Raw genomic sequence first — 12,804 nt, forward strand, 5'->3', positions numbered from 1 at the left:
ATCTGGAGCATCCATGAGCGATGATGTGCTGGACCTGAAAATGTTCATCGACGGCGAGTGGCTCGACACCACGGGCCGCCGTTCCGAGCCGGTCATCAACCCGGCCACCGGCGCCAGCCTGGGCGACCTGCCGCATGCCACGACCGATGATCTGCAACGGGCGATCGACACGTCGCAGGCCGCCTTCCAGCGCTGGCGCATCATGTCGCCCCTGGCGCGCGGTGAAATCCTGCGCAAGGCCGCACAGCTGTTCCGCGAACGCAGCGATCGTATCGCGCGGATCATGTCGCTCGAACAGGGCAAGACGCTGACCGAGTCCCGCATCGAAGTCATGGTGACGGCCGAGATGCTGGAATGGGCGGCCGAAGAGGGCCGCCGCACGTACGGCCGTGTGATTCCGCCTCGCGAGAACGGCTGGCGGCAGATCGTCGTGCAGGAACCCGTCGGCGTGACCGCGGCGTTCACGCCATGGAATTTCCCGGCGATGATTCCGGCGCGCAAGATCGCCAGTTCGCTGGCGGCAGGCTGCACGTGCATCATCAAGCCCTCGGAAGAAACGCCTGCATGCGCGATCGAAATCGCGCGCGCCCTGCAGGACGCCGGCTTGCCCAAAGGGGTGCTGAACGTGGTGTTTGGCGTGCCGGCCGAGGTCTCCGAATTCCTGATCGCATCGCCTGTCGTCCGCAAGGTGTCTTTCACCGGCAGCGTCGCGGTGGGCAAACACATTGCCGGCCTCGCGGCCCGGGGCGTCAAACCCGTCACGCTGGAGCTGGGCGGTCATGCGCCCGTGCTGGTGTTCGACGATGTCAATGTCGAAGCCGTGGCGCGCATGGCGGCCGCGGGCAAGTACCGCAACGCGGGGCAGGTCTGCATTTCGCCGACGCGTTTCTTCGTACATCGCAAGGTGCACGATGCCTTTGTCGATCTGTTTGGCCGCGCAGCCGGCGCTTTGCGGGTCGGCCCGGGTGTCGAGGCCTCGTCGCAGATGGGCGCCCTGGCCAACCCACGCCGCCTGACCGCCATGGACACACTGGTGGAGGACGCCCGGTCCCGTGGCGCTTCCGTCGTGACCGGCGGCGAGCGCATGTCGGGTGACGGCTTCTTTTCAGGCCCACGGTGCTGGCCAGCCTGCATGCCGAATCGCGGGTGCTGTCCGAAGAACCGTTCGGCCCGCTGGCCATGGTCGTGCCTTTCGATGATGACGAAGAGGCGCTGCGCCAGGCCAATCATCTGCCATACGGACTGGCGGCCTACGCGTTCACGTCCAACGCCGACCGCATCATCAAGGTGTCGAACGGCATTGAAAGCGGCATGGTAGGCATGAACACCTTTGCGATCGCCTCGGCCGAATCGCCCTTTGGCGGGGTGAAGGACAGTGGCTACGGGTCCGAGGGCGGCATCGAAGGCGTTGCCGCCTACCTGACGCCCAAATTCATTTCGCAGTCCCCCGCGCCATGAACGACCTGACCGGCAAGACCGCGATCGTCACCGGCGCAAGTTCCGGCATCGGCCGCGCCGTGGCCGTGGCATTGGCCGCGGCGGGCGCACGCGTGATGGTTGCGGCTCGCAACGAACAGGGGCTTGCCGAGACCGCGTCGCTGATCACCCAGGCGGGCGGCACGGCGTCGATCTGCATGACCGACGTGACCGACGAAGCGCAGGTGCAGCACCTGTTCGACAGCACCGTGGCCGCCTTTGGTGGCGTCGATCTGCTGGTCAACAATGCCGGCGTGACCACCAGTCAGCCCATCGAAGACCTGACCCTGGCGGCGTGGCGTCAGGTGCTCGACGTCAATCTGACCGGTGCCTTCTTGTGCAGCCGGGAAGCCTTCCGCGTGATGAAGCCGCGCGGCGGCGGGCGCATCATCAACATGGGGAGCGTGGCGGCTCGGGTGCCACGACCGCATTCGGTGCCCTACACGACGACCAAGCATGGCCTGGATGGCATGACGCACGCGCTGGCGCTGGATGGCCGCGAGCATGGCATTGCCGTCAGTGTGCTGCACCCTGGCGTGACCGAATCGGCGCTGGCCGAGAAGTCCGGACGCAAGTTCGCGCCCGGTGAACTGATGAAGGCGTCCGACGTGGCAAGGGTGGTGCTGTTGATGGCGTCCCTGCCGCCCGAGGTCAACCTGTATGAAAGCGTCATCTTCCCGCTGTCGATGCCGCTGCTGGGGCGCGGCTGAACCCGCCCGCCGCGACGATCACTTCGCGCGCGGTTTCTTGCCCGTGGGGATGGCCGGCACTTCGGCGCCGGTAGGGCCCAGGCCCTGGATCGCCAACGCCAGCAAGGCACGAAGGCGGGCCAGGCCGACCGCGGGCTTGGGGGTGCCTTGCGCGAGCCAGCGGCGCACTTCGGTCAGGTAGATCGTCATGATCAGGCCGGCGATCAATTCGGGTGGCGCGGTGTTGGCGATCTTGCCGGCTTCCTGCTTCTGGCGTGCAAGGTCGGTCAGCATCGACGAGATGTTGGAACGGCGCGCGTAGAAGCGGCTGGTTTCCTTGCCCTTGTCGGTGGTCTCGGCCAGGAAGTCGGCGGTTTCCTGCACGGCCGCGCGCGACAGGGGCGGTTCCTTGGCCCAGTAGGTGTAGCGCAGCGTGAAAAACTTCATCAGCTGTTCGAGCAAGGGCAGGTCGGACTGCAGGGCCTTTTCACCCTTTTCGTTCACGGCGTCCAGATCGTTGTTGATGATCAGCATCAACAGGTCGCGTTTGTCAGCCGCATAGACGAACACGGTGCCGATCGCGACGTCGGCGCGCTGGGCGATTTCGCGCGTGGTCGCGTCGTCGAACCCCTTTTCAAGGAAGACCTCGCGTGCCGCCTGCTTGATGCGACGGAGCTTGTCTTGTTTGCTGCGTTCACGCAGACCAAGCGCAGGGGCGGAGGCGGATTTTCCAGTGAGGGTGTCTTTCATGAATTTCTTGTTGTCGGCCCGCGCGAGCGTAGCCAGGGTAGGAGCGGATGCGTCAAACGGTGCCTATTCTAAAAGAAAAGCCCTGGGCGCACGATGCCGCGACGCGTTGACAAAGTAAGTGTAGTTTATATAAAGTTAACTTATTAATAAGGAGACCACCGTGGCCGACGCTGCCGATATCGCTGTCAAGGATGCTTCCGGGCTGTCCGCCAACGCAGGGGATACGGTCGTCGGAGACCTGCCGGCAGACGCAGCACGTTGGGAAGCCACGGCCCGCCGTGTCTCTACGCCTGAAGGGGCGAACACGATCACGTGGCGCATCTGGGGCAGCGGGTCGCCCGTGGTCTTGCTGCACGGCAATAGCGGCTCGTGGACGCACTGGATCCGCAACCTGGAAGCGCTGAGCGCCAACCACACGCTGTACGTGCCTGACCTGCCGGGCCACGGCGACGCCGATCCCTTTGCCGGCACGCCCAGCATGGCGGGGTTCGCGTCGCTGCTGTGGCGCGGGCTGGACGAGGTGTTGCCGGAGCAGAGCACGCCCGTGGACATCCTGGGGTTTTCACTGGGCTCGGTCCTGGCGGAGACCATGGCGGTTGAACGTCCTGCGCAGGTGCGCAAGCTGGTCCTGCTGCGCGGCAGCTTTTCCGATGGCCCGCTGGCCTTGCCCGAGGGCGTGCGACGCTGGCGCGGCGTTGATGATCCGGCCGAGATGGCGGCCATCCAGAAGCACAACCTGGGCGTGCTGATGATCCATGACACCGCGCGCATCGATGCGCTCGCCGTCGCCCTGCAAACCCGCAATGTGCTGCGCACGACGCTGGACATGCGGCCGTTGCTGGCCAGCCGTTCACCGCAAAACTTCCGTCAATTGGCCTGCGAGATCCATGGTGTGTCGGGAGAATTCGACGTCTATGGGGGCGACGTTGCCGAGCAGGGCCGCGTGCTGACGCAGGTGCACCCTTCCGCGCAATTCCATCTGATTCCAGGCGCGGGCCATTGGGCCATCTACGAGGCCGCCGATGTCATCAATCCCTTGCTGGTGGACATTCTGGCCGGTGCGACGGATCAGGCCTCCGGCATCCGGATGAAGGGTTGATCCGCATACGCCCGGCGCAGCAAATAAATGACCATGCTCAAATATGAGCGTAATATATTTTTCTGATACCGGCATTCAGACCGGTAGGTAAAGACAGCCGCGCCGCAAAACGTGCGCGGCCCAACAGGAGACCGCAGTGAAGACATGGACCCTTGCGCTGGCAGCCAGCTGCACGCTGGCTGTTCTGCCAGGCGCGTACGCCCAGGCGCCCGCAGCCTACCCCACCAAGCCGATTCGCATGATCGTGGCGTTTCCACCAGGCGGCAGCACCGACCTGATCGCCCGGGTGATCGCACCCGTCATGTCCGAGCGGCTCGGCCAGCAGGTCGTGGTCGAAAACCGCGGCGGGGCGGGCGGCAACATTGCGATGGAAGCGGTGGCGCGGGCAGCGCCCGATGGCTACGTGATCGGGTTCAGCGGCGCGGGCGCATTGGGCATCAACGGTGTGCTGTACCGGAACATGACCTTCGATCCGATCAAGGACCTGACGCCGGTCGGCCGTGTCGCGTATTCGCCGTTCGTGCTGGTGGGGCCGCCCGATGCCAAGGCCAAGACCATTGCCGACGTGCTGGCCGAAGCCAAGGCCATGCCTGACAAGTTGTCGTTGGGCCATGGCGGGCAAGGCACGGTCATGCAGCTGGCCAGCGAACTGTTCAACCAGACCGCGGGCGTCAAGACGGTGCTGGTGCCGTACAAGGGTACCGGTCCCGCCACGGTGGACGCCATGAGCGGACAGATCCCGCTGGCCATGAGCGACACGCCCAGCTCGGTCAACTACATCCAGGCCGGCAAGCTGAAGGCCTATGCCGTCACCACCGCCGAACGCAGCCCGGCCCTGCCCGATGTCCCGACGCTGGCCGAATCCGGTCTGAAGGGCTACGAGGCGACCGGCTGGTTCGCGATCGCCGCCCCGACCGGCACGCCGCCCGCCATCATCGACAAGCTGAACGGCGCGCTGAACGCGGCATTGAACAATGCCGAGGTCAAGACGCGTATCGTGGCCGCGGGTGCGACCCCCGGCCCGACGACGCCCGATGAACTGCGGCAGCTGATCGCCGTGGACACCGACAAGTGGGGCAAGATCATCAAGCGCCTGAACCTGCGGTTGGACTGATCGCCGGCGCATGAATATTTCCCTGCGTCAGCTCAAGGCCTTCCTGGGCGTGGCCGAGTCGGCCAACTTTACGAAGACGGCTCAGCATCTGCATCTGAGCCAGGCGGGCCTGAGCGCCACCATTCGCGAGCTGGAGTCCCAGCTCAACACCCGGTTGTTCGAACGGACCACGCGCGCGGTGGTGCTGACCGAAGCCGGCCGGGTGTTCCTGCCCACCGCGGCGTTGATCGCGCGGGAACTGAGCGACGCGGCGCTGCGCCTGCGCGACATGGAAAGGCAGGACATTGCCACGCTGCGGGTCGGCTTCACTCCGTTGATGGCGTCAACCATCGTGCCGGACACCTTGCTGCGGTTCGCAGCGACGCATCCGCAGGTGGATGTGGAAGTGGTGGACGGCAGCCCGGTCGAAATCCAGCAGGCCGTGGAAAACGGCGGACTGGATGCGGCTTTCGGCGCGTTCTTCGCCAAAGTGTCGGGGCTGCGGCGTGAAGCGATCGTCCCGTCTTATCTGGCTGCGGTGTACGCATCGGACCGGCGCGAGGGCAGGACGGCCAAGGCGGCCACTACCGCCCACGCCGCCGATACCGGCAGCGGCGACATGCCATGGCAGGCGTTGAACGAGCAGGCGCTGATCTGCCTCACGCCCGAGAGCCCCGTACAGAGCCTGACCGAAGAAGCCTTGTTCCGCCACAAGCTGAACATTGCGCGGCGGACCACGGTGCAGCATCTGGAGACCGCCATTGCGATGGCCGAAAAAGGTTTCGGCATCGCGATCATTCCGTCGTTCGCGCAGAGCGCCTGCCTGCGCTACGCGGTGCATTGCCGACCGCTGGTGCCGGCCGTCAGTTTCGACTTCTATGCCATCACGCGGGCCGGCGCCGTCCCGTCACCGACCTTGACCGCGTTCGTATCGACGTTCGAGCAGGTGGTCGCGGAACTGCCCAGACCGTCGGCGGGGTAAGGCAACCGGCCTGCGGCAGCCGGTTGCCCTTTGTTCGACGGATGCTTATCGCGCCGGCGCGATGCGCCCGCGGCATTCGCCAAAGCCTATCGTCCGAAAACCCGCTTTTTCGGCCTTGCCGCGCAGCACGATCTCGTCGCCGTCCATCAGCCACTTCCGCGTTTCGCCGTTAGGCAGCGTGATCGCTTCCGCCCCGGCGCTGGTCATCTCGGTCATGCAGGCCATCGAGCTGCGCGCTTCCCCCGACACCGTGCCGCTGCCGATCAGGTCGCCCGGCAGCAGGTTGCACCCGTTGCTGGTGTGATGCGCCACCATCTGGCCAAAGGTCCAGTACAAGGTCCGGGCATTGGTCTGGCTGATGCGGGCCGGACCTTCGCCGGACGTGCGCATGGCATCGCTGGACAGCCAGGCTTCGAGCTGGATATCGAACGCACCCTGGCGTTGATCCGCATCGCTTGCCAGATGGGGCAGCGGCGCGGGATCCCCTTCGGGACGCGCGCAGGCGGCCGTGCGAAATGGCGCCAGCGCCTCGGCCGTGACCACCCACGGTGACACCGAGGTATGGAAGTTCTTGCCCAGGAAGGGGCCAAGCACTTGTTCCCACCACTGGATACTTTTGGCGGACCAATCGTTCAACAGGCAGAAGCCGAACAGATAGTCGGCCACCTGGTCGATCGGAATCGGCGACGCCTGGGCGTTGCCCTGGCCCACGAACAGGCCAAGTTCCAGCTCGAAGTCCATGGCTTCAATCGCGCCGAACTGCACGCTGCCGTCCGCGGCCTTCCATTGACCATGCGGACGCACCACGTCCGGCCCGCTGACGCGAATCGACGACGTGCGGCCGTGGTAGGCGACGGGCAGGTACTTGAAGGCAGGCGGCAGCGGGTCTTTCAGGCCCTTGAGCTTGCCGTGGCGTTCGGTGTGATGGATAGACGTCAGGAAGTCGGTATAGCCTTCGATGCGGCAGGGCAGGTGCAGCGTTACGCCCGCGGCTGGCACCAGCACCTTGGCCGCGTCGGCACGCGCCTTGTCTGCCAGCGTTCCATTGGCGCGCAGCCTGTCGAAAAGCGCAGCCCGCAAGGCATGCGTGTCGGCGGGCGGCAGGGCCATCAAGGCGTTGAGCGTGGGCGCGGCGGCGGCTTCGGCGGCACGCCGGGCCGCGCCCTCGAACCAGCCCGCGTCCAGCGCAGCGCCGATATCCAGCACCTGATCGCCAATGGCGACCGCGCCCCCGCGTCTTCCATCGCGCTCAAGAATGCCGTACGGCAGGTTCTGGATCGGGAAATCGGTGTCGTCGGCATTGGCGCTCTCGACCCAGCTCCGCGCGGACGCGTCGTGGGTGGCGTTCAAAGCGGTGGTGTTCGATTCAGCCATACGGTCAGTGTCCCAAAGCGGTGGAGGAAGAAGCGCTGGCGGACGCGCGCAGCTGCGCCTTGTCGGTCACCCACTTGGCCAGATCGGCATGGGCGACGCGCGCATGCGACTTCATCTCGGCATCTGACACGGTGCGCACCGTCAGTTCGACCCGGAAGCCATTCGGGTCGAAAAAGTAGATCGACTTGACGATGTGGTGGTCCGTCACGCCCAGCACATCGACGCCGGCCTCTTCAAGCCTGGCCTTGAGCGCCATCAGCCGGTCCAGGCTGTCGACCTGCAGCGCAATGTGGTTGACCCACGCAGGCGTGTTCGGCGAGGGCAGGGCGGACACGTCGTCGCCCAGGTCGAAGAATGCAATGTAGGATCCGTCGCCCATCTCGAAAAAGATGTGGACGTAGGGGCAGTACTCGCCGGTGCTGGGCACGTGGTCCAGACGGATCACATGGACCAGCGGCAGGCCGATCAGGTCTTCGTAGAAATGCCGCGTTTCTTCGGCATCACGGCAGCGCCACGCGAAGTGGTGCAGTCCTTGAACGGTAGGCGCCGAGAGGTCGGCGGAGGTCAGGGTGTTCATGGGGTGTCCTTTCAACGGCAGGTTCACGACAGATGGCTGCGCGCGGCTTTAGAGCGGCGCGGTCTCGACGTCATACGTGAACAGCCATTCATAGCGTTCCTTGACGCGGTCTTCCTGCCACTCGCGATTCACATACGCGGCCGCCCCTTCGGGGTGGGCCAGTTCCTTGTTGTGGAAGCGTTTGGCGTTGGCGTTCGATCCTTCCACCACGCGCGCGGTGCGGTCCTTGCGGGCCTCTTCATAGTGCTGCAATGCGACTGCCGGATCGTCGCGGTATTCGTCCAGCGCGCGCGCCAGCATATAACCGTCTTCGATCGCCATGGCCGCGCCTTGCGCCAGGAAGGGAAGGGTGGGATGGCAGGCGTCGCCGAGCAAGGTAATGTTGCCGTTGCTCCACTTCTCCATTGGCGCGCGCACCATCAGCGCCCACTTGTACGGGACGTCGATCGCGCGGATCAGGCTGTGCACGTCCTCGTGCCAGCCGGCCAGGTCGGCCAGGCATTCTTCGGTCGACCCGCGCTCGGTCCACGACTCCACTTGCCAGTCCGTCCGCTCGACGGCAGCCACGAAGTTGACGAGCTTGTTGGCGCGCAACGGGTAGTGGATGACATGGGCGCCAGGACCCACCCAGTTCACGCCCAGGGGGCGCTGCAACTGCGGCGGCAAGGTCTCGGCTTCGATCACGCCGCGCCAGGCCACGATGCCCGAAAAGCGCGGCTTGTCGGCGCCGAACAAGGTTTCGCGCACCAGCGAATGCACGCCGTCGGCGCCGACCAGCACGTCGCCATGAAAGCTGCGGCCGTCTTCGGTCCGCACCGTCACACCGTCAGCATGCTGGTCGAACGCCACCATTTTCGCGCCCAGCACGATGGCATCCGGATCTTCGCGCCGCACGGCGTTGGCCAGTGTCTGGTGCAGATCCGCCCGGTGCGCGGTCAGGTAGGGGTAGCCATACAGCTTGCGGGACACGCTGCCCAGGTCGAACAGGTTCCACGTCTGGCCCGTGTTCCATAGCCGCACGATCTTGCCTTGCGGCTCGGATGCGAGCTTCATGAACTCGGGTTCAAGGCCAAGCTTGAACAGCACGTGATTGCAGTTGGGGCTCAGCTGGATGCCGGCGCCGACTTCTTTCAGCTGCGCGGCCTGCTCCAGGATCCGGACATCGAAGCCCTTCTTGAGCAAGGCCAGTCCGGCGGTCAGGCCACCCAGGCCGCCTCCCGCGATAAGTATGCGCATGATCAGTCCACGACAGGTTTGGTTTTGGCAACCAGCGCCGTCCACTTCTTGGACTCGCCGGCAAGGAAGGTGCGGAATTCGTCGGGCGTCGTCTGGATCACATCCAGTCCGCTCGTTTCCATCTGCTTGCGCAGTTCGGGATCGTTCTGCGCGTCACGCAGCGCGGCGTTCAACTTCTGCAGCACGGCAGGCGGTGTCTTGGCCGGGGCCACCAGCGCCAGCCACGAATACACCTCGAAGTCGTTGCCGTAGAGTTCCTGCACCGTGGGCACGTCGGGCATCGCAGGCGAGCGTTTCGCGCTGGTGGTGGCCAGCACCTTGATGCGGCCATTGGCCATGTAGGGCTGGGCCAGGCTGATGGTTTCGAGCGACATGTCGACCTGGCCGCTGACCATATCGGCAAAGGCCGGCGCGCCGCCCTTGTAAGGCACATGCAGCATGTCGAATTTGGCGACTTCCTTCAGCCACTCGCCCGTCAGGTGGTTGATCGATCCATTGCCGGCCGATCCGTACGATGACTTGTGGGTCTTGGCATAGGCCACGAACTCCTGCAGCGTCTTGGGCGGCAGCGCACTGCGCGTCACCAGCAGGATGGGCGTGCGGCCGACCATGCCGATCGGCGCGAACGATGTCATCGGCGCATAGCCCGGATTGGGATACAGCGAGGGCGCGACCCCCAGGCTGCTGGTGCTGCCCCACAGCAAGGTGTAGCCGTCGGCGGGTGCGCGGGCTACGAAGGCCGAGCCGACGGTGCCACCCGCGCCTGGGCGGTTTTCAACAATGACCGGTTTGCCAAGCAGGGTGCCCAGCGACTTCCCGACCAGACGCGCGCTGACGTCGGTCGGACCGCCCGGCGGAAAGGGCACGATCAGTGTGATGGGGCCGGTGGGATAGTCCTGGGCGGCGGCCGGGCTCAGCGGCGCCAGTGTGGCGGTGGCGCCCAGCGCGAGCGCGGCAATGGTGCCGAGGGCCCTGCAAACGAAAACGCGCCGCGAAGGGGCGGCGCGCGTGGTGGTGTCGGTCATCGGTGTCCCCTGGTCGATGCAGGCTGCGCGATCCGTGCCGCGGTGCGCGGCCAGTCGCTGTCGGTGTGGTCGTGAGCCACGTACCAGGGGAAATATAAAAGAAGCGATCCCTGAAATGAATCACATAAATATTATGGAGTCACAACTGAATTCGATGAACTGATGGCCCCCTAGGCGCTGCGCGCCTCCCCAGGTAACTCGCCACTGCGGTCGAGTTCAGGCGTTCTGGTCTTGTTCGTTTTGCGCTCCGCGCAACTCGCCCACCAGGATGCGCAGGTTGGCGCGCATCGTTTTCAGGTCGCGGGGGTCGAGGCAGGCGAAGGCGTCGGCTTCTACGGTTTCGATGTCTTTCGCGCCGGCGTCGACCAGGGTGCGGCCTTCGGGGGTGAGGCTGACACGCAGGATGCGGCGGTTGGCGGCGTCTTCGCGGCGGACGAGCAGGCCGCGTTCTTCCAGTGTGCTGAGCAACTGGCCCATGGACTGCGGCGTGACATAGAAGCGGCGGGACAGGTCGGCCGATGACAGACCGTCGCGATGTCCGAGCACGGACAGGACCGTGTACTGGATGCCCGTGACAGCGTATTTCTTCAGTGCGGCTTCGGTGCGGTTGCGCAACGCGAAGTGAACTTGCGACACGAGATACGTGGTGCTTGCGCCAAGGCTGGGTTCGGCGGCAGCGGGTGCGGTCTTCGGCAAAAAAGCTCCCCGGGGGTGTCGTTTTTTCTTGCCAGTTTAACGCGGACCGATCGGAAAAGGCCCACGAGCGAGGCACGCCAGACGTGCACTCGCTGGCGAGCGGCACGGTTCACACCGGCCGCTCAGGCACATGGCGCTTACTTCGCGTCCACGGCATCCTTCAGCACCTTGGCGGCGCTGAATGCGGGCGCTTTGCGCGCGGCGATCTGGATGGCTTCACCCGTACGTGGGTTGCGGCCCGTCTTGGCAGCCTTGGCCTTGACAGAGAACTTGCCGACACCTGGCAGCACGACTTCGTCACCGCTTGCCAGCGAGGCGCGCAGTGCGTCGCCCAGGGCGTCGATGAAAGCTTCCGACACGTTCTTCGGTTGCTGGGTCCGTTCGGCGAGGGCGTCGATCAGTTCTTTCTTGGTGCGCATGCGTACTCCTTAAAAAAGTTGGCAGGTCGCCGACAGTGGCGGGTCGCCAACAGCACTAGGGCGGCATTCAAACAATCTTGGAGGATAAATGCAAGTCGGTTTTGGCTTTGCGCGCGACACCTGCGGTGCCCGCGCGGCCTGTATCGACGCCAAATTCCGGCATTGCGATACAAAAAAAGGGCGTGCTCGGAACGATTCTTTCCAAGCCCGATAACTGAACGTTAAGGGTCAACTTGATCAACTTCGTGAAAATCACGGCAAAATCGGACAACTCTCACCGATACTGCCGCGATCCAGCGTTTGCGCCGCATGTCTGGATTGCCTACCATGCCAGGTTGCCGCGCGGCGCCCTCCTGAAAACCCGCGTGGTCAAGGAGTCCCCATGCATACCGATATCCCCACGACAAGCGTTACGCCTTCCGTTACAACTCGCCGCAATTCAGCGGCCTGGACAGTTGCCGGCATCGTCGAATTGTTCGAACTGCCTTTCGCGGATCTGATGTTCCGGGCCCAGCAGACCCACCGTGAACACTTCGATCCCAACGCGGTCCAGCTGTCAACGCTCTTGTCGATCAAGACAGGCGGCTGTCCCGAAGACTGTTCGTACTGCCCGCAATCCTCGCGCTACGACACCGGACTGGAAGCCGAAAAGCTGTTGCCGTTGTCCGAGGTGCTGGACGCGGCGCACGCCGCCAAAGCGAACGGCGCGACACGCTTCTGCATGGGCGCCGCGTGGCGCAGCCCCAAACCGCATCAGGTCGACGCCGTGGCCGAGATGGTGTCCGCGGTCAAGGACCTGGGTCTGGAAACCTGCGTGACGCTGGGCATGCTGCGCGATGGACAAGCGCAGCAGTTGCGGGATGCCGGTCTCGACTACTACAACCACAATCTGGACACCTCGCCCGAGTTCTATGGCCAGGTCATCACAACCCGCACCTATCAGGACCGCCTGGACACGCTCGCCCGTGTGCGCGACGCCGGCGTGAAAGTCTGCTGCGGCGGCATCGTGGGTCTGGGTGAAACACGGCGCGAACGCGCCGGCCTGATTGCGCAGCTGGCCAATATGGACCCGTATCCGGAGTCGGTACCCATCAACAATCTGGTTCGTGTGGAAGGCACACCGCTAGCCGACAATGACGCGGTGGACCCGTTTGAATTCGTGCGCACGATCGCCGTGGCGCGCATCACGATGCCACAGGCAATGGTGCGTCTGTCGGCCGGCCGCGAGACGATGGACGATGCGCTGCAAGCCCTGTGCTTCCTGGCCGGCGCGAATTCGATGTTCTACGGCGATCGTCTGCTGACCACTGATAACCCGCAATCCGTGGCTGACCGTGCGTTGATGGGCCGGCTCGGCCTGCACGCATCGTCAGGGCACTGATCGTCAG

Annotated in this window: 12 protein-coding genes and 1 pseudogene; 6 read left to right on the forward strand and 7 right to left on the reverse strand. The window is 64.8% G+C overall.

Features of this window, described 5'->3' with window-relative positions; translation table 11 throughout:
- Nucleotides 1-13: 13 nt before the first annotated feature.
- Together ACNANG_RS23720 and ACNANG_RS23725 are read left to right on the forward strand one after the other, a co-directional pair.
- Nucleotides 14-1,458 (forward strand): annotated as a pseudogene (locus ACNANG_RS23720) (NAD-dependent succinate-semialdehyde dehydrogenase).
- Entirely contained in the window at nt 1,455-2,186 is a 732-nt protein-coding gene (locus tag ACNANG_RS23725) for an SDR family oxidoreductase (protein ID WP_420225079.1), read from the forward strand. The pseudogene ACNANG_RS23720 and the gene ACNANG_RS23725 overlap by 4 nt, the downstream one beginning before the upstream one ends.
- Before the next feature lie 18 nt (nt 2,187-2,204).
- Here ACNANG_RS23725 and ACNANG_RS23730 read toward each other — a convergent pair whose 3' ends face one another.
- A complete protein-coding gene (locus ACNANG_RS23730) occupies nt 2,205-2,915 on the reverse strand; it encodes a TetR/AcrR family transcriptional regulator (protein ID WP_420225080.1) in 711 nt (236 codons plus the stop codon).
- A 160-nt stretch (nt 2,916-3,075) separates the two neighbouring features.
- Here ACNANG_RS23730 and ACNANG_RS23735 point away from each other — a divergent pair, with 160 nt between their 5' ends.
- From ACNANG_RS23735 to ACNANG_RS23745, 3 genes are all read left to right on the forward strand, one after another.
- The gene (locus ACNANG_RS23735; protein ID WP_420225081.1) at nt 3,076-4,014 is read left to right on the forward strand and encodes an alpha/beta fold hydrolase; all 939 of its coding nucleotides are present in this window, start codon (nt 3,076-3,078) and stop codon (nt 4,012-4,014) included.
- Nucleotides 4,015-4,150: 136 nt separating this feature from the next.
- Complete coding sequence (locus ACNANG_RS23740) at nt 4,151-5,128, forward strand: Bug family tripartite tricarboxylate transporter substrate binding protein (RefSeq protein WP_420225082.1); 978 nt, start codon at nt 4,151-4,153, stop codon at nt 5,126-5,128.
- 10 nt (nt 5,129-5,138) lie between these two features.
- Nucleotides 5,139-6,089, forward strand: coding sequence for a LysR family transcriptional regulator (locus tag ACNANG_RS23745; protein ID WP_420225083.1), 951 nt, complete (start codon nt 5,139-5,141; stop codon nt 6,087-6,089).
- A 45-nt stretch (nt 6,090-6,134) separates the two neighbouring features.
- Here ACNANG_RS23745 and fahA read toward each other — a convergent pair whose 3' ends face one another.
- The 6 genes from fahA to ACNANG_RS23775 form a co-directional block, all read right to left on the reverse strand.
- Nucleotides 6,135-7,463, reverse strand: a complete 1,329-nt coding sequence (gene fahA / locus ACNANG_RS23750; protein ID WP_420225084.1) for a fumarylacetoacetase — start codon at nt 7,461-7,463, stop codon at nt 6,135-6,137.
- Between the two features lie 4 nt (nt 7,464-7,467).
- Nucleotides 7,468-8,040, reverse strand: coding sequence for a VOC family protein (locus ACNANG_RS23755; RefSeq protein ID WP_420225085.1), 573 nt, complete (start codon nt 8,038-8,040; stop codon nt 7,468-7,470).
- A 48-nt stretch (nt 8,041-8,088) separates the two neighbouring features.
- The gene (locus ACNANG_RS23760; RefSeq protein ID WP_420225086.1) at nt 8,089-9,276 is read right to left on the reverse strand and encodes an FAD-dependent monooxygenase; all 1,188 of its coding nucleotides are present in this window, start codon (nt 9,274-9,276) and stop codon (nt 8,089-8,091) included.
- Between the two features lie 2 nt (nt 9,277-9,278).
- Nucleotides 9,279-10,301: a Bug family tripartite tricarboxylate transporter substrate binding protein gene (locus ACNANG_RS23765; RefSeq protein WP_420225087.1), complete on the reverse strand. Its 1,023-nt coding sequence runs from the start codon at nt 10,299-10,301 to the stop codon at nt 9,279-9,281.
- 216 nt (nt 10,302-10,517) lie between these two features.
- The gene (locus ACNANG_RS23770) at nt 10,518-10,997 is read right to left on the reverse strand and encodes a MarR family winged helix-turn-helix transcriptional regulator (RefSeq protein ID WP_420225088.1); all 480 of its coding nucleotides are present in this window, start codon (nt 10,995-10,997) and stop codon (nt 10,518-10,520) included.
- Between the two features lie 137 nt (nt 10,998-11,134).
- On the reverse strand, nt 11,135-11,416 hold the full coding sequence (locus ACNANG_RS23775; protein ID WP_420225089.1) for an HU family DNA-binding protein: 282 nt from the start codon (nt 11,414-11,416) through the stop codon (nt 11,135-11,137).
- 382 nt (nt 11,417-11,798) lie between these two features.
- On the opposite strand from ACNANG_RS23775, the gene bioB reads away from it, so the two are divergent.
- Complete coding sequence (gene bioB / locus ACNANG_RS23780) at nt 11,799-12,797, forward strand: biotin synthase BioB (protein WP_420225090.1); 999 nt, start codon at nt 11,799-11,801, stop codon at nt 12,795-12,797.
- Nucleotides 12,798-12,804: the final 7 nt, after the last annotated feature.

This window comes from Pigmentiphaga litoralis, assembly GCF_048632615.1.
Classification (GTDB): Bacteria; Pseudomonadota; Gammaproteobacteria; order Burkholderiales; family Burkholderiaceae_B; genus Pigmentiphaga; species Pigmentiphaga litoralis_B.

Bases quoted from the DNA above. Each gene is read 5' to 3' on its own strand.
- ACNANG_RS23725 (WP_420225079.1), top strand. From the start codon at position 1,455: ATGAACGACCTGACCGGCAAGACCGCGATCGTCACCGGCGCAAGTTCC.
- ACNANG_RS23730 (WP_420225080.1), bottom strand. From the start codon at position 2,915: ATGAAAGACACCCTCACTGGAAAATCCGCCTCCGCCCCTGCGCTTGGT.
- ACNANG_RS23745 (WP_420225083.1), top strand. From the start codon at position 5,139: ATGAATATTTCCCTGCGTCAGCTCAAGGCCTTCCTGGGCGTGGCCGAG.
- fahA (WP_420225084.1), bottom strand. From the start codon at position 7,463: ATGGCTGAATCGAACACCACCGCTTTGAACGCCACCCACGACGCGTCC.
- ACNANG_RS23755 (WP_420225085.1), bottom strand. From the start codon at position 8,040: ATGAACACCCTGACCTCCGCCGACCTCTCGGCGCCTACCGTTCAAGGA.
- ACNANG_RS23760 (WP_420225086.1), bottom strand. From the start codon at position 9,276: ATGCGCATACTTATCGCGGGAGGCGGCCTGGGTGGCCTGACCGCCGGA.
- ACNANG_RS23765 (WP_420225087.1), bottom strand. From the start codon at position 10,301: ATGACCGACACCACCACGCGCGCCGCCCCTTCGCGGCGCGTTTTCGTT.
- ACNANG_RS23775 (WP_420225089.1), bottom strand. From the start codon at position 11,416: ATGCGCACCAAGAAAGAACTGATCGACGCCCTCGCCGAACGGACCCAG.
- bioB (WP_420225090.1), top strand. From the start codon at position 11,799: ATGCATACCGATATCCCCACGACAAGCGTTACGCCTTCCGTTACAACT.